This window comes from Acidovorax sp. sif1233, assembly GCF_019218755.1.
Taxonomy (GTDB): domain Bacteria; phylum Pseudomonadota; class Gammaproteobacteria; order Burkholderiales; family Burkholderiaceae_C; genus Acidovorax.
In genome coordinates this window covers 405,510-429,372 of the sequence record NZ_JAHUWZ010000001.1, presented here as the reverse complement: position 1 = coordinate 429,372, position 23,863 = coordinate 405,510, and the positions used below count along the sequence as shown (strand labels likewise).

General features: G+C 59.3%; 17 protein-coding genes. 7 read left to right on the top strand and 10 right to left on the bottom strand.

The features are described 5' to 3' along the window. The first annotated feature begins 8 nt into the window (after window positions 1-8). Window positions 9-1,046: a bifunctional nicotinamide-nucleotide adenylyltransferase/Nudix hydroxylase gene (locus KW843_RS01910; protein ID WP_218293396.1), complete on the top strand. Its 1,038-nt coding sequence runs from the start codon at window positions 9-11 to the stop codon at window positions 1,044-1,046. A gap of 79 nt (window positions 1,047-1,125) precedes the next feature. Here KW843_RS01910 and KW843_RS01905 read toward each other — a convergent pair whose 3' ends face one another. From KW843_RS01905 to KW843_RS01885, 5 genes are all read right to left on the bottom strand, one after another. Continuing rightward, entirely contained in the window at window positions 1,126-2,382 is a 1,257-nt protein-coding gene (locus KW843_RS01905) for a Zn-dependent hydrolase (RefSeq protein WP_218293395.1), read from the bottom strand. Between the two features lie 38 nt (window positions 2,383-2,420). Then, on the bottom strand, window positions 2,421-3,872 hold the full coding sequence (hydA, locus tag KW843_RS01900; RefSeq protein WP_218293394.1) for a dihydropyrimidinase: 1,452 nt from the start codon (window positions 3,870-3,872) through the stop codon (window positions 2,421-2,423). A 71-nt stretch (window positions 3,873-3,943) separates the two neighbouring features. Next, window positions 3,944-5,404, bottom strand: a complete 1,461-nt coding sequence (locus tag KW843_RS01895; RefSeq protein ID WP_218293393.1) for an NCS1 family nucleobase:cation symporter-1 — start codon at window positions 5,402-5,404, stop codon at window positions 3,944-3,946. Window positions 5,405-5,583: 179 nt separating this feature from the next. Further along, a complete protein-coding gene (gene preA / locus KW843_RS01890; protein ID WP_218293392.1) occupies window positions 5,584-6,897 on the bottom strand; it encodes an NAD-dependent dihydropyrimidine dehydrogenase subunit PreA in 1,314 nt (437 codons plus the stop codon). Between the two features lie 40 nt (window positions 6,898-6,937). After that, window positions 6,938-8,308, bottom strand: coding sequence for an NAD(P)-dependent oxidoreductase (locus KW843_RS01885; protein WP_218293391.1), 1,371 nt, complete (start codon window positions 8,306-8,308; stop codon window positions 6,938-6,940). 330 nt (window positions 8,309-8,638) lie between these two features. On the opposite strand from KW843_RS01885, the gene KW843_RS01880 reads away from it, so the two are divergent. Beyond that, window positions 8,639-9,352: a TetR family transcriptional regulator C-terminal domain-containing protein gene (locus tag KW843_RS01880; protein ID WP_218293390.1), complete on the top strand. Its 714-nt coding sequence runs from the start codon at window positions 8,639-8,641 to the stop codon at window positions 9,350-9,352. A 187-nt stretch (window positions 9,353-9,539) separates the two neighbouring features. On the opposite strand, the gene KW843_RS01875 is transcribed toward KW843_RS01880, so the two are convergent. Next, window positions 9,540-10,427, bottom strand: a complete 888-nt coding sequence (locus KW843_RS01875) for a LysR family transcriptional regulator (protein ID WP_218293389.1) — start codon at window positions 10,425-10,427, stop codon at window positions 9,540-9,542. Window positions 10,428-10,530: 103 nt separating this feature from the next. Here KW843_RS01875 and argC point away from each other — a divergent pair, with 103 nt between their 5' ends. The 5 genes from argC (at window position 10,531) to KW843_RS01850 (ending at window position 18,267) form a co-directional block, all read left to right on the top strand. Then, window positions 10,531-11,469 (top strand): N-acetyl-gamma-glutamyl-phosphate reductase, encoded by a 939-nt coding sequence (argC, locus tag KW843_RS01870; protein ID WP_218294402.1) that lies wholly within the window; start codon window positions 10,531-10,533, stop codon window positions 11,467-11,469. A 200-nt stretch (window positions 11,470-11,669) separates the two neighbouring features. Then, the gene (locus tag KW843_RS01865) at window positions 11,670-13,667 is read left to right on the top strand and encodes a tetratricopeptide repeat protein (protein ID WP_218293388.1); all 1,998 of its coding nucleotides are present in this window, start codon (window positions 11,670-11,672) and stop codon (window positions 13,665-13,667) included. Window positions 13,668-13,734: 67 nt separating this feature from the next. Continuing rightward, the gene (locus KW843_RS01860) at window positions 13,735-15,519 is read left to right on the top strand and encodes a glycosyltransferase (RefSeq protein WP_218293387.1); all 1,785 of its coding nucleotides are present in this window, start codon (window positions 13,735-13,737) and stop codon (window positions 15,517-15,519) included. A 96-nt stretch (window positions 15,520-15,615) separates the two neighbouring features. Next, on the top strand, window positions 15,616-17,904 hold the full coding sequence (locus KW843_RS01855; protein WP_218293386.1) for a M12 family metallo-peptidase: 2,289 nt from the start codon (window positions 15,616-15,618) through the stop codon (window positions 17,902-17,904). 18 nt (window positions 17,905-17,922) lie between these two features. Then, a complete protein-coding gene (locus KW843_RS01850; protein WP_218293385.1) occupies window positions 17,923-18,267 on the top strand; it encodes a hypothetical protein in 345 nt (114 codons plus the stop codon). A gap of 138 nt (window positions 18,268-18,405) precedes the next feature. Here KW843_RS01850 and KW843_RS01845 read toward each other — a convergent pair whose 3' ends face one another. The 4 genes from KW843_RS01845 to KW843_RS01830 are packed head-to-tail and all read right to left on the bottom strand — an operon-like array spanning window position 18,406 to window position 23,819. Then, the gene (locus KW843_RS01845; protein ID WP_218294401.1) at window positions 18,406-19,299 is read right to left on the bottom strand and encodes an NAD-dependent epimerase/dehydratase family protein; all 894 of its coding nucleotides are present in this window, start codon (window positions 19,297-19,299) and stop codon (window positions 18,406-18,408) included. A 19-nt stretch (window positions 19,300-19,318) separates the two neighbouring features. After that, window positions 19,319-20,353, bottom strand: coding sequence for a GDP-mannose 4,6-dehydratase (gmd, locus tag KW843_RS01840; RefSeq protein WP_218293384.1), 1,035 nt, complete (start codon window positions 20,351-20,353; stop codon window positions 19,319-19,321). 16 nt (window positions 20,354-20,369) lie between these two features. After that, window positions 20,370-21,287 (bottom strand): FkbM family methyltransferase, encoded by a 918-nt coding sequence (locus KW843_RS01835; protein WP_218293383.1) that lies wholly within the window; start codon window positions 21,285-21,287, stop codon window positions 20,370-20,372. 24 nt (window positions 21,288-21,311) lie between these two features. Next, entirely contained in the window at window positions 21,312-23,819 is a 2,508-nt protein-coding gene (locus KW843_RS01830) for a glycosyltransferase (RefSeq protein WP_218293382.1), read from the bottom strand. Window positions 23,820-23,863 lie beyond the last annotated feature (44 nt).

The following is a 23,863-nucleotide window of genomic DNA, read 5'->3' as shown; positions in this document are numbered from 1 at the left end:
GGAGACACATGCTCGATACCGCCATCTACATCGGGCGTTTTGAACCCGTGCACAACGGCCACATCGCGCTGCTGCGGCGCGCGCTCGACAGCGCGCAGCAGGTCATCGTGGTGGTGGGCTCGGCCTGGCAGGCGCGCTCGCCCAAGAACCCCTTCACCTGGCAGGAGCGCGAAGCCATGCTGCTGATGGCGCTGCCCGAGGCCGACCGCAGCCGCGTGCAGGTGCTGCCCATGCGCGACTACTACAACGAGGCCGTGTGGGTGCAGGCCGTGCGCCAGGGTGTGGCGCGTTTGACCGCACCGAATGCGCGCACCGGGCTGGTGGGCCACTTCAAGGACGCCACCAGCGGCTACCTGAGCGCGTTCCCCGGCTGGGAGCTCATCCATGTGGAGCGCCAGGGCCCCATCGACGCCACGGCCATCCGCGACGCCTGGTTTGGTGCGAGCCCCGACACCGTTCCCTCCGCCCTCGCCCCCCTGGCCAACCAGATGCCCCCCAGCACCCTGGCCACGCTGGTCCAGTTCGCGCAGACCCCGCACTACCTGGCGCTGCAGCAGGAGTGGCGGATGCTGCGCGGCTACCGCCAGGCCTGGGCGGCCGCGCCCTATCCGCCCGTGTTCGTGACGGTGGACGCCGTGCTGCGCTGCCGCGACCATGTGCTGCTGATACGCCGCGCCCACGCCCCCGGCAAGGGCCAGCTGGCGGTGCCCGGCGGTTTCATCGAACAGCGCGAGACCGTGTGGCAGTCGTGCCTGCGCGAACTGGTGGAAGAAACCCACTGCCACCTGCCCGAGGCCACCATGCGCGCCGCCCTGCAGTCGGTGGCCGTGTTCGACCACCCCGACCGCAGCCAGCGCGGGCGCACGCTCACGCACGCGCACTACTTCGATCTGGGGGACGCGCCCTTTCCCGTGGTGCAGGCCGATGACGATGCGATGCTGGTGCAGTGGACGCCCATCGGCCAGCTGGCGGGCCTGGAAGAGGAGTTCTTTGAAGACCACTTCCACATGCTGGACCACTTCCTGGGGCTGACGGAACTGCACTGACGGCGCACGGCCGCATTTCGGGCAAGAACTGCTGCCAGCGCTTGTCCATCAAGCGCTGGCAGCTATCATTCAGATAGCATCAAGTCCCCGCCCGCTCGAGCATGGCATGCAGCAGCACGTTGCACCCCGCCGTGATGTGCTCGGGCTTGGCATCCTCGATCTCGTTGTGGCTGATCCCGTCCTTGCACGGGATGAAGATCATGCCGCTGGGCGCCAGCTTGGCCATGTACACGGCATCGTGCCCCGCGCCCGAGACAGCGGGCATGTGGCTGTAACCGAGCTTGGCGGCCGCGCGGCCCACGGCCTCCACGCAGTTCTCGTGGAAGGCCTGGGCCGGGTAGCTGGACACCATCTCGATGTGCACCTGCACGCCGTGTTCCTGGGCCACCTGCCCGGCCAGGGTCTTCACCTCGGCGGCCATCTGGTCCACGAGTTCGTCGGTGCTGTTGCGCAGGTCGATGCTGAACTTGACCCGCCCGGGGATCACGTTGCGGCTGTTCGGGAACACCTGCACCATGCCCACGGTGCCGCGTCCGTGCGGCGGGTGGCGGTGGGCTGCCGCCACCACGTCCTGCATGATGCGCGTGGCGGCCAGCATCGCATCCTTGCGCAGCGCCATGGGCGTGGGGCCGGCGTGGGCTTCCATGCCGGTCACGGTGCAGTCGAACCAGCGGATGCCCAGCACGCCGCTGACCACGCCGATGGTCTTGTCGTTGTCTTCCAGCACCGGGCCTTGCTCGATGTGGGTTTCGAAATACGCGCCGATGGGGTGGTCGCCGGGTTCCTGGTCGCCCACGTAGCCGATGCGTTCCAGCTCGCCCTTCACGGTCTTGCCCTCGGTGTCGGTGGCGGCGTAGGCGTGTTCCAGCGTGAAGGCCTTGGCGAACACGCCCGAGCCCATCATCACGGGCACGAAGCGGCTGCCCTCCTCGTTGGTCCAGAACGCGACTTCGATGGGCGCCTCGGTCTCGATGCCGTGGTCGTTGAGCGTGCGCACCACCTCGATGCCCGCCAGCACGCCGTAGTTGCCGTCGAACTTGCCGCCCGTGGGCTGGGTGTCGATGTGGCTGCCGGTCATGATGGGCGGCAGGCTGTTGTTGCGCCCGGGGCGGCGCATGAAGCCGTTGCCGATCTTGTCGATGGTCACCGTCATGCCCGCCTCGCGCGCCCAGCGGGTGACGAGATCGCGGCCCTGCTTGTCCAGGTCGGTGAGGGTCAGGCGGCACACGCCGCCCTTGGGGGTGGCGCCGATCTGCGCCAGCTCCATGAGCGAATCCCACAGGCGCTGGCCGTTGATGCGCAGGTTCTCGATATCGGGTTTGACTTTGGTGTCCATGGTGTTCTCCAGAGGCATTGAATCGGTCAGCGAGTCCATCAACGTGCGACAGCGGTAGGCGCCAGGTCCTGCGCACGCTTTTGCACGGCCTGGAAGTTGGCGCCGAACGCGGGGCGCTTGATGTAGCGGCCCTTGCCCTGTTCGGCCCGCAGGTCGCCGTTGGCGAACACCACGCGGCCCTGGCTGATGGTGTGGCTCGGGATGCCACGCACGGTGCGGCCCTCGAAGATGTTGAAGTCGCCCTTGCTGAACTGCGTCTTGGCCGAGAAGGTCTTGGTGCCTTCAGGGTCCCACAGCACCAGGTCGGCGTCGGCACCCTCGCCGATGAAGCCCTTGCGCGGGTAGATGTTGAACAGCTTGGCGCAGTTGGCCGAGGTGATGGCCACGAACTCGGAGGGCGTGAGGCGCCCGGTGTTCACGCCCGCATCCCAGATGGCGGCCATGCGCTCTTCCACCCCGCCCGTGCCGTTGGGGATCTTGGCGAAGTTGTCCTTGCCTGCCGCCTTCTGCGCGGCGCAGAAGGTGCAGTGGTCCGTGGCGGTGGTGTGCAGCTGGCCCGACTGCAGGCCGCGCCACAGCGCCTCCTGGTGGACGTTGGGGCGAAAGGGCGGGCTCATCACATAGGCGGCGGCCTTGGCGAAGTCCGGGTCGCGGTACACGCTGTCGTCCACCAGCAGGTGCCCCGCCAGCACCTCGCCGTACACACGCTGGCCGCGCGCGCGGGCGCGGGCGATGGCGTCGGCCGACTCCATGCAGCTCACATGCACCACGTAGATGGGCACGCCCAGCACGTCGGCAATGGCGATGGCGCGGTTGGCGGCCTCGGCCTCGACCATGGGCGGGCGCGAGAGCGGGTGACCCTCGGGGCCGGTGATGCCCATCTTGGCGACCTCCTGCTGCAGCAGGTACACCAGCTCGCCGTTTTCGGCATGCACCGTGGGCATGGCGCCCAGCTCCAGCGCGCGCTTGAAGCTGTTCACCAGGGTTTCGTCGTCGCACATGATGGCGTTCTTGTAGGCCATGAAGTGCTTGAAGCTGTTCACGCCTTCCTGCTGCACCAGGGTGCCCATGTCGGCGCGCACCTGCTCGCTCCACCAGGTGATGGCGACATGGAAGGAATAGTCGGCAGCCGACTTCTCGGCCCAGCCGCGCCACTTGCGGTAGGCGTCGAGGATGGGCTCCTGCGGGTCGGGAATCACGAAGTCGATGATGCTCGTGGTGCCCCCGGCCAGGCCCGCGGCCGTGCCGGTGAAGAAGTCGTCCATGGTGACGGTGCCCATGAACGGCAATTGCATGTGCGTGTGCGGATCGATCCCGCCAGGCAGCACGTACTGGCCGCTGGCGTCCAGGGTCTGTGCGCCCGCGGGGGCCTGCGCCGCCACGCTCTCGCCCACGGCCACGATGCGGCCGTCCACGCACAGCACATCGGCCGGCTGCTCGCGGTCGGCATTGACCACGGTTCCACCGCGGATCACAAGGGCTTGGGTCATGGGGATCTCCTTCAGGGATGCAGATCAAAAAGAGGCCCTGCGCTGGCACCAGGCCCAGGCAGGGCCGGAGGTCATTGCTTTTTCTTCGCGGTCAGGTAGTAGTAGGTGCCGGCCACGGCCAGGCTGAAGAACCAGCCCGAATCGAACAGGGTGAGCCAGATGGCGGGCATGCTGGCCTTGTCCACCACGCCCGACACCGCCAGATAGCCCGGCAGGCACGGCAGCACGCCCAGGAAGAAGGCCATGAGCGCATGCAGGTTCCAGCCGTTGCTGTATTCGTACTCGCCGCCGCGGCGGTACAGGTCATCCACCTTCAGCTCGCTCTTGCGCACCAGGTAGTAGTCCACCAGCAGGATGCCCGCGATCGCGCCCAGCAGCGTGCCGTAGCCGCCCAGCCAGGTGAAGAGGTAGCCGCCTGATGTGGCCAGGATCTTCCAGGGCATGAACACGAGCCCGATCAGCGCGGCGATGATGCCGCCCATGCGAAAGCTGATCCTGGTAGGCGCGCACTGGCTGAAATCATAGGAAGGCGACACCAGGTTGGCGGCCACGTTGGTGGTCAGGTTGGCCAGCAGGATCACCAGCAGGCCCAGGCCGGCCGCCACGCTGCCCATCTGGGTCAACAGGCCGTCGGGGAACAGCTGGGCCTTGCCGTACAGGATGGCCGACGCGGAAAAGCCGATGACGCCCACCATCGAGAACAGCGCCATGGGAATCGGCAGGCCGATGGCCTGGCCCAGGACCTGGTCCTTCTGCGATCTGGCGAAACGCGTGAAGTCCGGAATGTTGAGCGCCAGCGTGGCCCAGAAGCCCACCAGCCCGGTGAGCGCGGCCCAGGTCTTGGGCCCGCCTTCCACCACCTTGGCGGGCAGGTTGAAGAGCTGGCCCGAGGGCACCCGCACCATGAGCACCACCACCAGCAGGATGGAGGCGGCGATCATCAGCGGCGCGGCGATGACCTCCAGCTTGCGGATGGATTCCGGCCCTCGCCAGATGAACCAGATGTGCACCGCCCAGAAGGCGAGGAAACACATGAACTGCGAGGTGCTGATGGTCTGGCCATCGGCCGGCCCCGCGAGGTTCATGCCCACGATGTTCAGGAAGCCATGCAGCGCCAGCGCACCAAAGTAGCAGTTGATGGAGAACCAGCCGCAGGCCACCAGGCCGCGCAGCACGGCGGGCAGGTTGGCGCCCTTCACGCCGAACGATGCGCGGGCGAGCACCGGAAACGGCACGCCGTACTTGGGGCCCACGCGCCCGATGAGCACCATGGGCACCAGCACAATGCAGTTGGCCAGGAACACCAGCCACACGGCCATTTGCCAGGAGAAGCCCTGGTCCAGCATGGAGCTGGCCATGGTGTAGGTGGGCACGCAGACCACCATGCCCACCCAGAGCGCGGCAAAGTCCTTCCAGGTCCAGTGCCGCTGCGCGGCGGTGGTGGGGAGCAAATCTTCGTTGGCGAGCGTGTTGGATGCTGCGCCGGGCATCAGCCCCGCCACATGGGCAGCGCCACCGGTACTGTTCGTCATGCCTGTACTCCTGTCAAAGACCTCATTGGGGTTGCACACAACCCGCTGTCTGGTCCGGCGCCCCGGTGCATTCAGATGCGGGCCAAAGGAAGCGAGCGATGCTATAGATCACGCAAGGACCGCACCAGATGCAGCGCAGCACGCGTTGCGAACGCGCACCACATCGGGCGCCTCCAGCGTCATGCCGCCGCCGGCACGCGCTGCGGGTTGTTGGGGTGCGTCGTCCAGTTGCCGTATTCACCGGTGACCGTCTTGCCCGTGCGCACATCCACCTCGCCGGGCTCCAGCGCGCGCATGGTGATGCACTCAGGCACGGGGCAGATCGACACGCACAGGTTGCAGCCCACGCATTCGGCCTCGTTGATCTCGAACTTGCGCACGCCACCGTCCTTGGTGAAGGTGATGGCCTGGTGCGAGGTGTCTTCGCACACCACATGGCAGCGGCCGCACTGGATGCAGGCATCCTGGTTGATGACGGCTTTCTCGATGTGGTTGAGGTTGAGGTTCTTCCAGTCCTTGACGGTGGGCACGGCCTGGCCCTTGAAGTCGTCGAGCGTGGCGTAGCCGTGCTCATCCATGAAGTTCGACAGCCCGTCGCACATGTCCTGCACGATCTTGAAACCGTAGACCATGGCAGCCGTGCACACCTGCACCGTGCCGCAGCCCAGGGCGATGTATTCGGCCGCGTCGCGCCAGGTGGTGATGCCGCCGATGCCGCTGATGGGCAGGCCGGCGGTCTGCGCGTCACGCGCGATCTCTGCCACCATGTTCAGCGCGATGGGCTTGACGGCCGGGCCGCAATAGCCCCCGTGCGAGCCCCAGCCGTCGGTGCTGGGGCTCATCACCATGCGGTCCAGGTCCACGCCCATCACGGAGTTGATGGTGTTGATGAGCGACACCGCGTCCGCCCCGCCCGCCTTGGCCGCGCGCGCCGGGTGCCGCACGTCGGTGATGTTGGGGGTGAGCTTCACGATGACGGGCAGGCGGCTGTAGTGCTTGCACCAGGCCGTGACCATCTGGATGTACTCGGGCACCTGGCCCACGGCGGCGCCCATGCCGCGCTCGCTCATGCCGTGCGGGCAGCCGAAGTTGAGCTCGATGCCGTCGGCGCCGGTGTCCTCGACGAGCGGCAAAATGCTCTTCCAGCTCTGCTCCTCGCAAGGCACCATGAGCGAGACGATCATGGCGCGGTCGGGCCAGTTGCGTTTGACGCGCTTGATCTCTTCCAGGTTGGTGTGCAGCGGCCGGTCGGTGATGAGCTCGATGTTGTTCAGGCCGATCACGCGGCGGTCTTGCGACATCAGCGTGGAGTAGCGCGGGCCGTTGACGTTGACCACGGCCGGGTCTTCGCCCAGCGTCTTCCAGACCACGCCGCCCCAGCCCGCCTCGAAGGCGCGGGTGACGTTGATCTCCTTGTCGGTGGGCGGCGCCGAGGCGAGCCAGAAGGGATTGGGGCTCTGGATGCCCAGGAAATTGCTGCGGATGTCTGCCATGGGGTGCTCCCGTGAAATGCAGTGAGTTGCGGTGAACGCGTCAGGCCACGAGCGCCACGGGCACGCCCAGCGCTTCATGGATGGACAGGGCCGCCACCTTGCCGTGCTCCACGGCCTCGACGGTCAGGTCGCGCCCGCCCACGCGGCAATCGCCCCCGGCCCAGACACGCGCCAGGCTGGTGCGGCCCGCACTGTCGGTGGCGATGCGGCCGCCTTCCAGCGCAATCGCCTTGCCAGCGGGCTCGGACACATAGGTCTGGCCAATGGCCTTGAGCACCATGTCGGCGTCGAGCGTGAAGGTCTCGCCGGTGTTCACCAGCTTGCCGGCGGCATCGAGCGCCGTCGCCGCAAAGCGCACGCCCTTCACCGCGCCCCCTTCGCACAGCACCTCCTGGGGCGCGGCCCAGTGGCGGATCTTCACGCCGTGGGTCTGTGCCCATTCCTGCTCCACAGGCGATGCCGACATCGCGTCGGCGCCCCGGCGGTAGACGATGGTCACGTCCTCGGCGCCCAGCTTGCGCGACTGCACGGCGGCGTCCACCGCCGTCATGCCGCCGCCGATCACCACCACGCGGCGGCCCACGGGCAGGGTGGACAGGTCGCCGCTCTGGCGCAGCTCGGCAATGAAGTCCACCGCATTGCGCAGGCCTGTCGCCGCAGGCTCGGCAATGCCCAGGGCATTCACGCCCTGCAGGCCCAGGCCCAGGAACACGGCGTCATGGCTGGCCAGCAGGCCATCGAGCGTGATGTCGCGCCCCAGTTGCTGGCCGGTGCGCACTTCGATGCCGCCCACCGACAGCAGCCACTGCACCTCCTTCTGCGCGAAGTTGTCGGTGGTCTTGTAGCTGGCCAGGCCATATTCGTTGAGCCCTCCCAGCTTGGGGCGCGACTCGAACAGCACCACGTCATGTCCGCGCAGCGCCAGCCCGTGGGCACAGGCCAGGCCCGCAGGCCCCGCCCCCACCACGGCCACGCGCCGGCCCGTGGGCGCGGCGCGCTGGAACATGGGCGCGCCCGGGTTGGCGAAGAAGGCATCGGTCGCGTAGCGCTGCAGCGAACCGATCTCCACCGGCTTGTCCTCGTTGGTGTTGCGCACGCAGGCCTGCTCGCACAGCACCTCGGTGGGGCACACGCGGGCGCACATGCCGCCCAGGGGGTTGGCCTGCAGGATGGCGCGGGCCGCGCCCCGGTTGTTGTCCTGCGCGATGCGATGGATGAAGGACGGGATGTCGATGCCCGTGGGGCATGCCGTGGCGCACGGAGCGTCGTGGCAGTAGTAGCAGCGTTCGGCTTCGATCAGCGCCTGCGGGCGGGTGAGCGGCGGGTGCGCGTCGCTGAAGTTGCGGGCGTAGTCGGCCAGGTTCAGGCGCGCGGCATGTATGCCGCAGGCACGGCTTGCGGGTGTGTCCATCAGTCTTCCTCCGGAAGGTTCGGGGTGGAGATCCAGGCATGCGCGGCACGGGCCGCCCCGCGCCCTGGGGCTTTGTGGCACCTGTGGCGGGCATGCCGCGTGCCAGCCAACGCAGCGCAAGCCAGAGTGCTTGCGCCCGCGAACTTCGGAGGTTTCATCGTGGTCCTCGCTGTGGGGTGCAGGTGCCCGCCGCTTTATTTGCCGCGGTGCCCTGCGATGTGGGTCAATTTACCAACCCGTAAAAATTTACCAATTGGTAAAATCCCTAGAGCAAGCGCCATGCCAGCCAATTGCCAGTCTTCGAGGCCTCGCTTGTTCCACAATGGTGCGATGACAGACGCCCGCCAGCCCCCTCCAGATCCCGCCGCGCCCCCGCGGGCCAAGGCACCGAGATCCCCCGCCCCCGACGACACGGCCGCCACCCGCGCGCCCACGGCATCCCGCCTGCTCAAGGAGCAGGGCATCCTGGCGGAGGCCGAGAACCACTTCGCGCAATTCGGCTTCGAAGGCGCCTCGCTGGAGAACATAGCGGCCGCCATCGGCATCAGCCGCCACAACCTGCTGTACTACTTTCCGAGCAAGGAAGCGCTGTACCAGCGTGTGCTGGACGACGTGCTCACCCAGTGGCTGGCCGGCATGGAGGACCTTTCGCACAGCGAAGATCCCCAGCAGGCCCTGCGCCGCTACATCCGCGCCAAGCTTCAATACTCGCGCGTGCACCCCCAGGGAGCCAAGGTATTCACCAAAGAGGTGATTGCCGGTGCACCACGCTATGGCAAGGCCATCCGCGAGCGCGTCGGCCCGCTGCTCAAGACCGAGGTGCGCACTTTCGAGCGCTGGGCGCGCGAAGGCCGCATCGCCAAGGTGAACTTCACCCATCTGATGTTCATCATCTGGTCCGTGACGCAGGCCTATGCGGAACAGGAAGCGCAATTCGCCTTGTTGCTGGGCAAGCCGTCACTGACCGAACGCGACTATGAAAACGCCGAAGCGTTGATCGTGCGCATGGTGCTGAGCGCGCTTGCGCCGGATGCCGTGGCCTGACGCGCCGCCAGGGCCCCGAAGGCGTGCAGCGTGAAGACCGCCCCCGTGGCCCCTAAACCGCTACTCAATCCGCAGCACGAGGCCATGCAGAGGCGGGCGCCACCGGCAGATCTTCTCGGCAGGGGTTCTTGCCGGCGCGCCGCGACGCCAATGCTCCCCAGGCCGCCCACACGCCTTCGTTGCGCCTTCACGCCTGCCGCTGCTGCCACAGCACGTCCAGCACATGCTGGGTCGCCCGCTCCACCGCCCCCGCCCGGTGCGCGATGCCCAGTGGCCGCCACAGTGCGGGGCGCAGCGCCAGCATGCGGATGCGCGGGTCCAGTGGCACGGCCGCGGACGCCTCGTGCGGTAACAGGGTGGCCCCATAACCCGCCGCCACCAGGCTCTTGATGGCATCGTTGTAGTTGAGCTGGATGCGCGCCTTGGGATGCCTGCCCGCCAGGGCGAGCCACTCGCTGGCCAGGCGCGACAGGCTGGTACCCACGTCGTTGAGGATCAGCGGCTGGCTCGCCAGCCACTGCGGCGTCGCACGCCGGGGTGCGGGCCATGCGGCGGGAACAAACGCCATCACCGGGTCACGCCGCCACGGCAGCACCTTGACACCTTGCACGGCGCCCTGCGGGAGCGCGACAAGGCCCACATCCAGCGAGCCGTTGGCCAGGCGCGCCATGGTCTCCTGCGACGTGAGCACCGCCACCTGCACGTCAATGCCGGGGTGATGCTGCCCGACCACCTCCAGCGCCCGGGGCAGCAGGTGCGCAATGACACCGGTGGAGGCACCCAGCCGCACGCGGCCCGACAGGCCCTGGACCTGCCGCTGCACGACGTCCAGCGCCTCCTCGGCATCCGCCAGCAGGCGGCGCGCCCTCTCGACCAGGGATTCGCCCACGCCGGAGGGTTTCACTTCGCCACGCTTGCGCACGAGCAGGGGCGCGCCTATCTGCGCCTCCAGGTCGGCGACATGCAGGCTGACCGTGGGCGCGGCAAGGTGCAACACGCGGGCGGCCTCGGCGAACGAGCCGAGGTCGGCGATGGTGACCAGTGTGCGCAGGCGGTCCAGATTGAGTTCGCGCATGACGTTCAGTAAAACTGATGCTGATGTTTGTGAAATTCAACTTTTCAAATTCTATGCCTCCGTTGAAGATTCCCTACCCACATTCACACACCAGGAACACCCCATGAGCGCTCCCCTTGTTTTCATCGATGGCGACCAGGGCACCACCGGGCTGCAGATCCACGACCGTCTGCGCCATCGCACAGACCTGCGCCTGCTGACGCTGCCCGAGGGCGAGCGCAAGGACGCGGCCCGGCGGACCGAGGCCATCAATAGCTGCGACGTCGCGATCCTCTGCCTGCCGGATGCCCCGGCGCGGGAAGCGGCCGCCGCCGTCGTCAATCCCTCGGTCCGCGTGATCGATGCGAGTTCCGCGCACCGCACCGCCCCCGGCTGGGTCTACGGATTTCCCGAAATGGACAAAGAGCAGGCCGCGCGAATCGCCCGCGCCCGGCGCGTGAGCAATCCCGGCTGCTATCCCACCGGTGCCGTCGCCCTGCTGCGGCCTCTGGTACAGGCGGGCCTGCTGCCTGCGGACCACCCCATCACCATCCACGCAGTCTCTGGCTATTCAGGTGGCGGCCGGGCGCGCGTGGAGGAGCATGAAGGCGCCCACACCGCCAACGCGCCGGCCTTCCAGATCTACGGCCTGCAGCTGGAACACAAGCACACGCCCGAGATCGCCCTGCATGCAGGCCTGTCTGAGCGCCCGTTCTTCCTGCCCGCCTATGGCTCTTTTCGCCAGGGCATTGCGCTCACCATTCCCCTCTTGCTGCGGCAGCTGCCTGCGGGCACGACGGGCAGGCACTTGCACGCCTGCCTCGCGCGCCACTTCGCTGGCGCGGCGCATGTCGACGTCATGGACCTTGCCCAGGCCGAGGCGGCCGAGCATCTGGACCCGCAGGCCCTCAACGACACCAACCAGCTGCAGTTGGGGGTCTTCGCCAACGACCGCCATGGACAGGTGCTTCTGACCGCGGTGTTCGACAACCTGGGCAAAGGGGCTTCAGGGGCCGCGGTTCAGAACCTGGAATTGATGCTGGCCCACAGTGCCCGGGAATGACGGGTGCCGTGGTCCGCGGGCGAGGTGCGCATGTAACAAATCAACACCACAGAAAGCGAATGTATGTGCGGCATATGCAACGCCGCAGGCAGTTGTTTTGTGGGCTTTTTCACGGTTCGCCGCGTATTTTTGGTCTGCTACACTGCCTTCGCTGTACCGTTTTCTTGCAGGCGCGCAGCCCACATCCCCCACTCGCCCTCATGGCTGCACACGGCAAAGCACCCTATCTTTACGCTCTGATTTTGTTGTTGGCCGTGCTGGGCGTCTACGTGCCTGGACTCCACAACGAATTGCTGTTTGATGACATGCGGCTCACGGATGGTTCCATCTTCGGCAGGTACGGCAACCTGCTGGAGATCAAGCAGCGCATGGTGTCGTATGGCAGTTTCGTCTGGGTCGACCAGCTCGTGGGCAGCGGCTGGTGGAAGCAGCGGCTGGTCAATATGGCGTTGCACCTGGGTGTGGTGGCTGCGATGTACGCGCTCTTCAAGTCGCTGATGGCCCATACCCGCTTCCCGCAGGACATCGAGGAACAGGCTCACTTCGCATCATCCCAAGACGCCGCATTGCGCGTGGGCATCGCTTTGTTTGCGCTCAATCCGGTAGCCGTCTACGCGGTGGGCTACCTGGTACAGCGATCAATCCTCATGGCAACGCTGTTCTCGGTGCTCGCGTGCTGGGCGTTTGTGCGCGCTTTGGAAACACAGCGAGTGGTCTGGTATGTGGGCGCATTGGCCAGCTACTTGCTGGCCTTGCTGTCCAAAGAGCATGCGGTCATGACCGTCGCCGTGGGCATGGCACTGTATGTCCATGTTCGCCGCCCCAGCCTCAGAAACATCGCCATGGCGATGGGGGCCACGCTCTTGCTGCTGGCCTTGGCTACTGCCGCGCTCCTGCGCTTTCGCGGCGAGCTGATAGGCCAGCTCTTTGATGCGCAGTCCGTGGCCTTCGCCCAGCAGCTTGAGACGCTGCGGCCTGGAATTTCGCAGCAGATGTTCCCCTTGAGCATCCTCAACCAGGCTGCACTTTTCTTTGCCTACGGCCTGCTGTGGGTGGTGCCTTATGTTGGATGGATGTCCATCGATTTGCGCCCGGCATTTCCGTTGGGCTTCGCCTCATCCTGGCATATTGTGGGAGCCTTGGGCTATGTGGCACTGCTCTGCGGCTCCGCCTGGTTGCTGCTGCGGCGCACGGGCGCACTGAGCCTTGCGGCGCTGCTCCTCCTTTTTCCACTGTTGTGGTTTGCCACGGAGTTCGCCACCGTCTGGGTACAGGATCCACTTGTGCTGTATCGCAGCTATCTTTGGGGTGTGGCGCTTGCTGGATTGCTGGCGATAGCACTCACGGGCTTCAGGCCCCGTACCATCTATGCACTCGGCGCCGTACTCGGTTTGTTGTTTGCTGCACTGGCGCTGGAGCGCAATCTGTCGTTGCGTGACGAGGTGACTGCCTGGACGGATGCCGCGGAGAAAATCAACCTCAAGGCGCCCCCCAGCGCAGTGGGCCGCAGCCGCCCCTTTCTGAATCTGGGAGCGTATTACCTTGGCAAAAAGATGGTCGATCCAGCGGAAAGAAATCTGTCTGTTGCAAAAGCCCTTGGCGACCAGGGAGAGCTGGGGAATAGCACGCTGTTCAATACGGGCGTGATCCTCCAACTCAAGAAGAACCATACAGAAGCGCTCCGTGCTTTCGCCACCGCCGAAGCCCAGGGGTATGCAGAAGTATCCCTGTACTACCATCGTGGCGAATCCCAAGCGGCGCTTGGACAGCTGGCGCCTGCATTTGAGAGCTTCAGTACGGCGCTGGACATGGCAGAGAAGGACCCTGAACAGGCAAGCATCCTGCCCACGGTGCGCGTGCGCCAGATCGAGACCGCCATGGCAGCGGAGCTTTATGATGAAGCTATCAAAGGCTTCCATGTTCTACTTCAAACCGCGCCCAATGACCCTCGACTTCTGCTTGGATTGGGAATGGCGCAGGTAGGAAAAGGCGAAACCGGAGCCGCTATTGAAGTGTTCAATCAACTCATTGCAAGCAACCCCAGCGCGGCCGCATACTACGGACGTGCCGTAGCACACCACCGTGCGGGTCATCAAAAGGAAAGCTTGGACGACTTGGACCAAGCCATCAAATTGGACCCGAAGCATCCGCAATATCCTCAGATGCGGGAAGTATTCGCGACCCCCAAGAAAAAATAGGGCGTGACACGTTGTGGCTCTGCGTGTCCTGCACATCGGCAAGTTTTATCCACCCCATCGGGGGGGCATGGAAGTTTTCCTGGCCGACCTCATCAAGGCACAGCGCGCCGCAGGAATTGATGCAGCCGCGCTGGTGCACGGAACTCCCGAGCCAAACGATCCGCCGTGGATTACACGGGTACCTGTGCAGTTACAACTTGTCTATGCGCCGATAGCAATCGGGTTTCGTTCGGCCTTGGCAAGGTCCATTGCCAAGCACAAGCCCGATGTCCTGCATTTACACATGCCAAACAATTCGGCACTTTGGGTTCTCACTTTGGGGACGGCGCGAGGAATACCGTGGGTCGTGCACTGGCATTCAGACGTGGTGGCCTCGCGCATGCAGAGCGCGATAGGACTTGCCTACCGGCTATATCGCCCATTCGAGCAGGCTGTGCTGGACCACGCCAAGCGCGTCATCGCTACTTCGCAACCTTATCTCGAATCGAGCGAACCTCTGCAATCTTGGCGCCACAAATGCTCCGTCATTCCCCTGGGCCTGGATACCGAGAATTTGACGTTCGAGGTGCCCACGCCCTCCCAATGGAAGGCCAATAGGCTTCGTTTGCTGTCCATTGGAAGGCTCACGTACTACAAAGGCTTTAAAACGCTGATCAAAGCGGCAGCCCGCATGGAGAACGTGGAGTTGCTGATCGTTGGGGACGGAGAACTTCGCAGCGAGCTACAGGCGCTGATTGGCGCGCTTGCGCCCACTGACAAGCCAGCGAATGTGCGCTTGTTGGGCAATGTGTGCGACGAAGAGAAGAATGCTCTCCTGCAGGACTGCGATGTGTTTTGCCTGGCCTCGCATGAACGTACCGAAGCCTTTGGCATGGTGTTGCTTGAGGCGATGCACTATGCACGACCGTGTATCGTGTCGGCGCTGCCAGGCTCCGGAATGCCATGGGTGGTAGCCACCGCCGGCGCCGGACTCCAGGCGCGTCCTGAAGATGTAGCCGACTGGGAGGCCACCATTCGGCAGATGCAGAACGATCCCGCACTTCGCGCCCTGAAAGGTGAAACAGGGAAAGCTGCCTTGCAAACATACTTTTCGATTGATGCTTGCGCGCAGGCTGTTGCCGATCAGTACGTACTGGCGGCGCCGGAAGCCGATCATTTCCGCCGTCCCCCCAAAGACATTCTTATCGTCATTCCTGCTCGGAACGAGGCGGCAACAATAGGTGCATTGCTATTGCGTCTGAAGGCAGAGGGTTGGCACAACATCGTTGTCATCAATGATCAAAGTACCGACGATACAGGCGCCATTGCATCCGCCGCAGGTGCACATGTGTTGAACCCAGCCCTGCCCATGGGGGCGTGGGGCGGCATGCAAGCCGGCATCTGCTATGCCCTGCAGCAAGGCTATCGGGGCGTCATCACCATGGACGCGGACGGACAGCACGAGGTGGATGAACTCCCCGTGCTGCTTCAGGCAAGAAACCAGTCAGACTTGGTCGTTGGCGCCTTTCCAGAACGGGCCAGCCGCTTGCGCCATCTTGCATGGCAATGGTTTCGCCAACTGGCAGGTTTTGATTTGCGGGACTTGACTTCCGGTTTCAGACTGTACAACCATCATGCGATGAGGGTTCTCGCATCCCGCGAAGCCACGTTGCTGGACTACCAAGACCTCGGGGCCCTGCTATTGGTACGCAGGGCCGGTCTTACGATCTCGGAAGTTCCCGTGTCCATGAATTTGCGTGCAGTGGGGACATCACGCATATTCAACTCGTGGATCAGCGTGGCCAAATACATGGTTGCAACAACATTGCTTTGCTTGGCTCGATGGGACATTGGCCAGCGGAAGGCGCCCTAGATCATCCAAAGTTGTGCGTTTCTCCCGGCGATCAACCCGAAGACCACCCATATTCAATGCCAATTTGTATTTTCCCAGCGATGCAGTACAAATGAAATGACAAATATAAAAAAACCAAGCGAATTAATATGGAAATCGATAATTATTCTATCGATTTTTACGGCCATCGCTTTTCCGGGAACGGTCCGCGCACAAAAAGTATTGCAACTCGTCCCCGGGCAGCCGCCCCTTGCCGGCACGACAACTGCGGCACTCAACACAAAACCTGGTGAGGCATTGCGCATCGAAAATCTGATAGTTGATGACAAGCATCCTTCAGTAGTTCATCTTGAGCTTCACCGCTCCGAGGTGGTTGGCAGCGATACCCAGTATGTGGTGGTAGATGGAAAAGGGGCCCGCGCATTTCCATTTGCCGGTAACGCCCATTTCATTGGCGGCCTAGAGGGAAAGCCCGAAAGTTATGCTTTCGCAACAATAACCCCAGATGGCGAAATCCGAGCCATCATTCACCGAGATAATGAGGTCATAGTGAATGAACTACTCCCCGCGCACGGCAGTAGCGGAGGGAAAGTCGCGTCGCGGCTGGTTGATCATCACAAGGATTTTGTCAATCGAGAATTTTCTTGTGGTGTAACACCCACTTTTCTTCAAAGTGAGCCGATTCAACGCAATATTCGCTTAGATGAGATTTTAAAAACGAGCAAGGCAAACTCTTCTCAAATTCTTGCAGAAAAAGCGGATAGCCCGCGCCGCGCCGACATCATCATTGACAGCGACTACGAGCTCTATCAAAAGCTTGGATCTGAAGCCGCAACCTTCACGTACATCACAAACCTTCTCACCTACATTAGCAGCAGGTACCAAACGGAAGTTGCCACGCGCTTCAACCTCAAACAGATACTCATCCGTACAACCTCAGCAGACCCGTGGAGCAAAACGACAACAGGTGAGATGCTCGATGAACTTCAAGCTTTTTGGAACTCGGGCGCAAACGCATCGGTTTCCAGACACCATGTGCACCTCATGAGCGGCAAAAACATAGGCGGTGGCATAGCCTATGTGGGCAGTTTGGCCAGTCCAACTATTGCCTATGGGGTTAGCGCAGGACTTTCGGGCAATTTCACTCCCTCAAACCCCCAAGTCATCTGGGATTCTGTAGTGGTTGCCCACGAAATTGGGCACGCCTTTGGAAGCTCACACACGCATGACTATGACAATCCATTCATTGCGCCATCACCAAACAACGGGGGCGCCATTGACTGCTGCTTCTCGGGGGACACCACCGGGCAATGTGGTATCTCACTCGGAGGGGCTGGACGCCTTGGGTATCTGCCAGGTATCTCATCAATTTCAGGGGGAGGGGCTGGCCAACGCAACGGCACCATCATGAGCTATTGCCATCTTTTGAATGGCTCGATGGGCAATATCGCCTGGACATTTGGAACCAGTCATCCATACGGTGTGAATCCAGATCGCGTGCCTGCCGTCATGTCAAGCCAAGCCCAATCAAAGCTACCGCTTGATACATCTGGCACTTTTCCCTTGGCGGTGGGCATTTCCGGCACCGGCACCGTAACCAGTTCTCCCGCGGGCATTAACTGCGGAATTGACTGCAATGAAAGTTACGCGGCAGGGACTACTGTCATGCTGTCAGCTACAGCGGGAACGGGCTACACCTTCTCGGGATGGAGCGGTGACTGCACGGGGAACGGGCCATGCTCCATGACGATGAATGTGGCAAAGAACGTCATGGCCAGTTTTGTACCCACACCACAAGGGGTTCTCTCCATTGCCAAGGTAGGAACCGGCAGCGGCACTGTGGTGAGATCCGGAGGCGCCCTCAATTGCGGCAACACATGCACTGAATCGCTGCCCCCTGGCTCGATCGTCACCCTCACAGCCACGCCCGCCAACGGCAGCACGTTCACGGGATGGAGTGGGGATACTTGCACCGGCACGGGTTCGTGCTCATTCACGGTCAACGCAAACACGACCGTCAATGCCCAGTTCAATCTGAGTTCCGGTGGCAGCACATCGACACCTCTGCTACAAAGCAATTTATCTGGCAGTGCTGGCTCTACGCAGTACTTTTCCGTGGCGGTTCCTGCCGGAGCCATCAATCTCGTGATTCAGATCAGCGGCGGCACGGGAGATTCAGATCTCTACGTCAAACTGGGCCAAGTGCCAACCCTGTCGTCTTACGATTGCAGGCCATATCTCATTGGTAATATTGAGACTTGTACACTCCCCACACCGGCAGCAGGCACTTACCACATTATGCTCACTGGCTATGAGCCTTTTTCCGGATTAACGTTGGCCGCCAGCTATCAAATGCAAGCCCCCCCAGACATCGGCACAATTATAAATCTCCTGCTTTTGAATTAAGACGAGCCAAGAGGATATATGAAACTCCAAAAATACTTCTGCATTCTTGCAACAACCATTGGTGCACTTTGGGTCCACGCCGCGCAGGCTCAGACTTTCTACATCGAGGAAGATCCAGTTTACCTTCGATTTGAACAATATACCGGAATCAATGGAAATCTCTCTTTTTGGCGCTTACCGACCCCGGGGGTTTCGACGTTCCCCGGGGGAAGCTGTACCAACTTGCGAATCCCCCCTGATCGCCCAGAGCAGGCTTCAAGATTCATGGCGCTATATCTCTTCTCAAAGACCAACAACAAGAAAATTTTCTACCTATACAATACAACTTCCTGCGTCATGGTCAGCTTCGGCACGAATGGCTGATGAAATTTATTTACGAAGGATTTTGGCAGCCTAGGAAGAGGCGCTGATTCAGCGCATATATTCGTTGCGTTGGCGATTTGCAGACGCGAAAAGAATACTATGCACGACATCGCTTTAGTTGTTGCCGAGACTACTTGGCTACGCCACTTCAAGCATCCAGCGCAACGTCTCCTCCAACGGCGGGACTTCCCAATCACCAATCAGACCAAGCAGTTTGTCCGCACTCCCTCTTAGCGAGCGAACCTCGTTACCGCGGACAAATGCTGGATTGACCTGAACATCCAGGCTGTGGCTGGAAATGCGCCCCATCATGTGCAGGATTTCTCGCAGCGAATGCATGCGACCAGAGCACACATTGACTGTGGCCCCAGCAGGGCATATCTGCAACAACCGGCGATAGGCCTGTGCAACAGCGCGCACATCTGAAAAGTCTCGCCAAACATCCAGATTTCCCAATTGAATGGTATCCGCGCGCCTGCGGAAATGCGCCGCCATTTTAGGCAGCAGAAAGTCCTCAGACTGCCCCACACCGGTGTAATTGAAGGGCCTGGCAATCACAATGGGCAACTGGTCCATCCACAGCCGCGCCATGAATTCCATGGCAAGTTTGCTCACTGCATAGTCGTTTGCCGGATTGAGGGGCGCGGCCTCAGTCAACACACCTTCTATAGAGTTGCCATACACATTGGCGCTGCTGGCTAACAGCACACACTGTGGCTTGCGCCGAGCGTCTGCAAGCACCGCCAGCAAGTTGCGCGTGCCTAACAGATTCACACGATAAAACGCATCTGCATCTCCATGGCCCACAAACGCTATCGCCGCCAAATGAACCACCACATCGGGCTGCACGTCTTCCACCACCAGCTGCAATGCAGATGCGTCCAGTAAATTTGCACAACGATAGCGAGGGTCGGCCGCATCGGGTTGCGTTCCGACACCCCAGACGTCCCATCCATGCGCCTGCAACTCTGCAGCCACATAGCGGCCAGTAAATCCCTTCATGCCGGTGATCAGCGCTCTCGGTTGGGTCATGGCATCCAAGCCCTTGCCTTCAGAACGAGAAACCAGCCTGATTACGCCTCAAGTCAGCCTCTACCATCATCTGGCACAACTGCTCCAGCGTTGTCTGCGGCTCCCACCCCAGTTTGGCTCTCGCCTTGGCAGGATCGCCGATGAGCAACTCCACCTCTGCCGGACGATAGAACTTTGGATTTACGCGCATGACCGTTCTGCCTGTCCCAGCATCGACAGCCATTTCGTGATCAGCCGAGCCGATGAAGTCCACTTCAATACCGGCCCCCTTGAATGCCATGCGCACGAAATCACGCACAGTTTCCGTGCGGTTGGTAGCCAATACGAATGTATCGGGTTCATTCGCCTGCAGCATGCGCCACATACCCTCTACATACTCTTTGGCAAAACCCCAATCCCGCTTGGCGTCCAGATTGCCCAACTCCAGAACATCGAGTTTCCCTAGCTTGATTCTGGCCACGCCGTCGGTAATCTTTCGAGTTACAAACTCACGACCGCGCAATGGGCTCTCATGATTAAACAAGATACCGCTACTGCCAAATATGCTATAGCTCTCCCTGTAATTTACAGTCATCCAATGCGCATAAAGCTTTGCAACACCATATGGACTGCGCGGATAAAAGGGTGTGCTTTCCACTTGAGGCACGGCCTGGACTTTACCAAACATTTCAGACGTACTTGCTTGGTAAAAGCGTATATCCGGATTAACCAAACGAATAGCTTCCAATAAATTGAGAGCACCGAGGCCGGTAATTTGAGCCGTGGCAGTTGGCTGTTCAAACGACACCCCCACAAAACTCTGAGCAGCCAGATTGTAAATTTCGTCGGGCTGAACCTTTTGCAGCAATGAAATACTCGAACCCAAATCTGTAAGATCGTATTCAAGCAAGTGAAGATGAGGGTTACTTTCAATCCCCAATTCTTCGATTCGCCAAAAATTGACCGAGCTCGTGCGTCGATAAGTACCATAAACGGCATATCCTTTTAGCAACAAAAGCTCCGCCAGATATGCACCATCCTGCCCCGTAATCCCAGTAACAATTGCTTTTTTCATGATCGAAATTAATTAATCATTCCAATATAAATGAATAAAATCCTTTTGGACTGGCCTCCGACAGGAATTCAAACATGTCACGCCCAGAATAGAGCTCTTTTCCATTCAAATCGGCGGCTTGGAGCCGGTTTACCCACACATCAGTCCCAATGCCATGCCCCTGGAGATGCCCAAGATGGAGCTCCAAATGCGAATACCGAGCATGCTTCAAAATTCTGGCATAACAGGGGCATGCCAGTAGGTCGAGCTCATATCCCTCTATATCCGTCTTAATGAAGTCAAATTTCAAATCATCCATTCGATCAATACGATAGCCGCGCAAAGGCATATTCATAAAATCCACTAGCATCTTGGAATTTTCATCCCCTTCTGATGCGTTGGAGGCCAGAACCGCAAACGGAATAATATCAACCTTACCGATGACGCCATTTATGAAGCAATTAAATGTCCCAATAGCGACATTTAGAATGGATGGCTCATAAGAAATGACCTCAGTCGTATCAGATTGCAGCGCATAGTAGCATGCCCATATCATCTGATGTCCGCCCAGGTCCAAATAGCGCTTGGAGTTTGCAAATAGCCCACGTTTTGACTCCAAAAGGAAATCAAAAGCATGCTCTGCGCCATCCCTCCCATACCACTCCAAAGACTGCTCATTAATTATCGCAACAGATAGCCCGTCACCCCCATCAAACCTGAAGTCCCTTACATACGGTTTCTTCAAAAACCGGTGACTGGAGTTCAAATTTTTCCCAAGCACACGCTCTAGACTATTTTTCAAATCGCCAACCGCGCCCAACCAGTTGCCATTTCTTGCAGCAAGCAGGGCAGAATCAGAAAATTTGAAACACCCATCCTCTACATATATGTCGTGAGCACGAAATGCCGCGTTCATTTTTTTGACATAGATCTCATAATCACCATCAAAAGACATCTCAACTCCTTCGAATTATATTAATCAGCGCGCTACTTTTTCCACAAAACCGACAACAAGATCAGAGAAATACCTGCCCAACTGCTCAAAATCATTACACAGCCTCCACCGCTGAGACTGTTCCCTTATTTTGGCTATTTCCTCTACATCTTGCCCGACGGCATGGATGATTTTACCGATGCCCAGCGCCAAATCCTCTGAATTTGTTCCTGGCAATTCATACACAAAATTACGAACATCTTCAAAAATACTTAAAGGAGTAACCGCCACCAAAACTCCAGAGGCCAACCCCATTCTTACGGCAGCACTTGACGATTCAGAAGTATTTTGATAAGGAAAGACGACGAGATCAGCTGAGGACAAAAGACTTAAAGAATCCTCATTCTCCAAGTAATCAGTAATCATTCGAATTCTTGAAGACAGACCTCGGTCGCTGATAATTTTTTTGCACCGATTAATCAGCGCTTCCGACGCTGAATCGGAATATATGGCATTGACCATATCCAGCCTTATTTCAACACCCTGCCGGGACAACATGTCCACCGCAATAATAAGTTGCTCCAAGCCTTTGTGAGGCAACGCGAAACCATAAGAAGCGACTTTAAATATACCTCCCTCGGTTTTTCTCTCAGATGCTGATGCCTTAATCACGCCCTGTGGGAAAAATACCAAGTTTTTATGAATGCCCAATCGATTGAGATTCACCACATCATTAAGAGAATGTATCAAGACAGCATCACACACACCAAGAGCTGGGGCAAGTTCAGAGAGCCGACGATTGATCACTTCAGGCGGAGGATCCACTGTGGAATGGAGCGTCACTGTCACCACCCGGCCTTTGGTTTTTTGGCGAACTATAAAATCCGAAAGAACAGAAAAATCGTGAAAACCAAAGTTCAATTGTATGGATAATACGTCAACATCAGCACGGTCTACGGAGGCGTTGAGCATCGAGAGATTGCCGCCGCCATTTCTCCAACAGCGAATGATATTTTCCCCATCATTATCTATCAGGGCTTGTTCGAACGGAGCAAAAATGACAGATGGTTGATTGATAGCACCTACCAAGTTCTTAGAATACGACGCTATTCCACACTTCGTATTCCAAGTAGTAACCCATCCGATTTTCACCTCCCGTTTTAGCTTACCCAAAGCAAGAAGTGCGGAGATTTCATTATCCGCTACAGCCGAAGAGGACCTGAGCAAAAAATTATCGGGAACGTTCTTGATATCAGGGCATTCCGCCACTCTAGAAAGAAATTTTCGATAAATAATGCCGCCGCCCAGAGCAGACTCTTTGTCATCAATAAGACGCTCAGTGGTCTCCATGAATTCTATTGCTCTTTTTGCAGACATCTCCCAGGAAAAATTTTTCGAGTGCGCGAGAGAATGCTTTTTCAAAGACTCATAAAAAGACTGATCAAGCAATGCTTTCTCCAACTTAGCCGAAATCGCACTCGTGTCTTGTGGATCAAACATCGCATCGGATCGACCCAAAACCTCAGGAATACTTGTCGTGTTAGAGCCGATCGCGGGCACGCCACAAGACATCGCCTCTAGAACAGGCAATCCAAAGCCTTCCCTGAAAGATGGAAAAACAAATAAGGAAGAAAGATTATATAAATCAATCAAATCCTCATCAGCAATATGGCCCAAAAAAAGAACGGCATCATCCCTTAGACCCGAATCCTTGCCGATTTTTTTAAGGCGACGATAAATCTCATCCCAGCCTTTTCCGACAATAACCAGCTGATAGTTGTTCACAATATCAGGCGATGTCAGTGCAAAAGCTCTTATTAATCCCTCCTGATTTTTACGAGAATCAAAGCTCGCAACATAAATGAGAAATTTTTGCCGGATACTAAATCTATCTCGCAGATCCTGCTCTCGCTCTATCGATATTAGGCGTGGCTTGAATTTTGAGTCTACGGCAGACGAGATATTTACAATGCGGTCTGATGCGAATTCACCGACATCATGCCCCTCGATTTTTGAATAGTTAGAAATAGCCAGAAGAATTCCGGCATTGCGCATGTGATCGATTTTTTTGAAAAAATGCTTTTCGAGCACATGATTTGTAAGGTACTTCTCCCGCTCCACCAACGGAATCAAGTCATATAGTGTCACCGCAGTCCTGGATGCGGGAAAAAGCAGGCCAACCGAAGTAACGACATCATCGCCCAAACCTTCTATCAAACTGGTCACATGCACGATGTCAGGAGAAAGGTCTGCGATAAATTTTTCTCGAATAAGCTCCGCCATCCTTGTCAAACCAATTTGACCAGTTGCAGCGGTCTTATTTTCTGCAACATCTGAAGGAATATCGATCGCTAATATTTTATGCTGAGGAATCAAGTCAATGAATTCAGCCCGCACCTCATTCTCTGAGGGCAATGATTTATTCAGAAGGACATAAAAATCGTGGCAATGGCCTACTCGCATCATTGCTTTCGCCAAAGCCATGGAATAGCGGCCGATTCCACCAAATCTGCTACCAGACTGGCAGCTCTGAAGATCAATCAGAATTTTCATTAATAAATGTAAATGCTAGGAAATAAGCAGCTCTAAGCAAATCA

Coding starts and splice junctions, on each gene's coding strand:
- KW843_RS01910 (WP_218293396.1), top strand. CDS start 9: ATGCTCGATACCGCCATCTACATCGGGCGTTTTGAACCCGTGCACAAC.
- KW843_RS01905 (WP_218293395.1), bottom strand. CDS start 2,382: ATGGACACCAAAGTCAAACCCGATATCGAGAACCTGCGCATCAACGGC.
- hydA (WP_218293394.1), bottom strand. CDS start 3,872: ATGACCCAAGCCCTTGTGATCCGCGGTGGAACCGTGGTCAATGCCGAC.
- KW843_RS01895 (WP_218293393.1), bottom strand. CDS start 5,404: ATGACGAACAGTACCGGTGGCGCTGCCCATGTGGCGGGGCTGATGCCC.
- preA (WP_218293392.1), bottom strand. CDS start 6,897: ATGGCAGACATCCGCAGCAATTTCCTGGGCATCCAGAGCCCCAATCCC.
- KW843_RS01885 (WP_218293391.1), bottom strand. CDS start 8,308: ATGGACACACCCGCAAGCCGTGCCTGCGGCATACATGCCGCGCGCCTG.
- KW843_RS01880 (WP_218293390.1), top strand. CDS start 8,639: ATGACAGACGCCCGCCAGCCCCCTCCAGATCCCGCCGCGCCCCCGCGG.
- KW843_RS01875 (WP_218293389.1), bottom strand. CDS start 10,427: ATGCGCGAACTCAATCTGGACCGCCTGCGCACACTGGTCACCATCGCC.
- argC (WP_218294402.1), top strand. CDS start 10,531: ATGAGCGCTCCCCTTGTTTTCATCGATGGCGACCAGGGCACCACCGGG.
- KW843_RS01865 (WP_218293388.1), top strand. CDS start 11,670: ATGGCTGCACACGGCAAAGCACCCTATCTTTACGCTCTGATTTTGTTG.
- KW843_RS01860 (WP_218293387.1), top strand. CDS start 13,735: ATGGAAGTTTTCCTGGCCGACCTCATCAAGGCACAGCGCGCCGCAGGA.
- KW843_RS01855 (WP_218293386.1), top strand. CDS start 15,616: ATGACAAATATAAAAAAACCAAGCGAATTAATATGGAAATCGATAATT.
- KW843_RS01850 (WP_218293385.1), top strand. CDS start 17,923: ATGAAACTCCAAAAATACTTCTGCATTCTTGCAACAACCATTGGTGCA.
- KW843_RS01845 (WP_218294401.1), bottom strand. CDS start 19,299: ATGACCCAACCGAGAGCGCTGATCACCGGCATGAAGGGATTTACTGGC.
- gmd (WP_218293384.1), bottom strand. CDS start 20,353: ATGAAAAAAGCAATTGTTACTGGGATTACGGGGCAGGATGGTGCATAT.
- KW843_RS01835 (WP_218293383.1), bottom strand. CDS start 21,287: ATGTCTTTTGATGGTGATTATGAGATCTATGTCAAAAAAATGAACGCG.
- KW843_RS01830 (WP_218293382.1), bottom strand. CDS start 23,819: ATGAAAATTCTGATTGATCTTCAGAGCTGCCAGTCTGGTAGCAGATTT.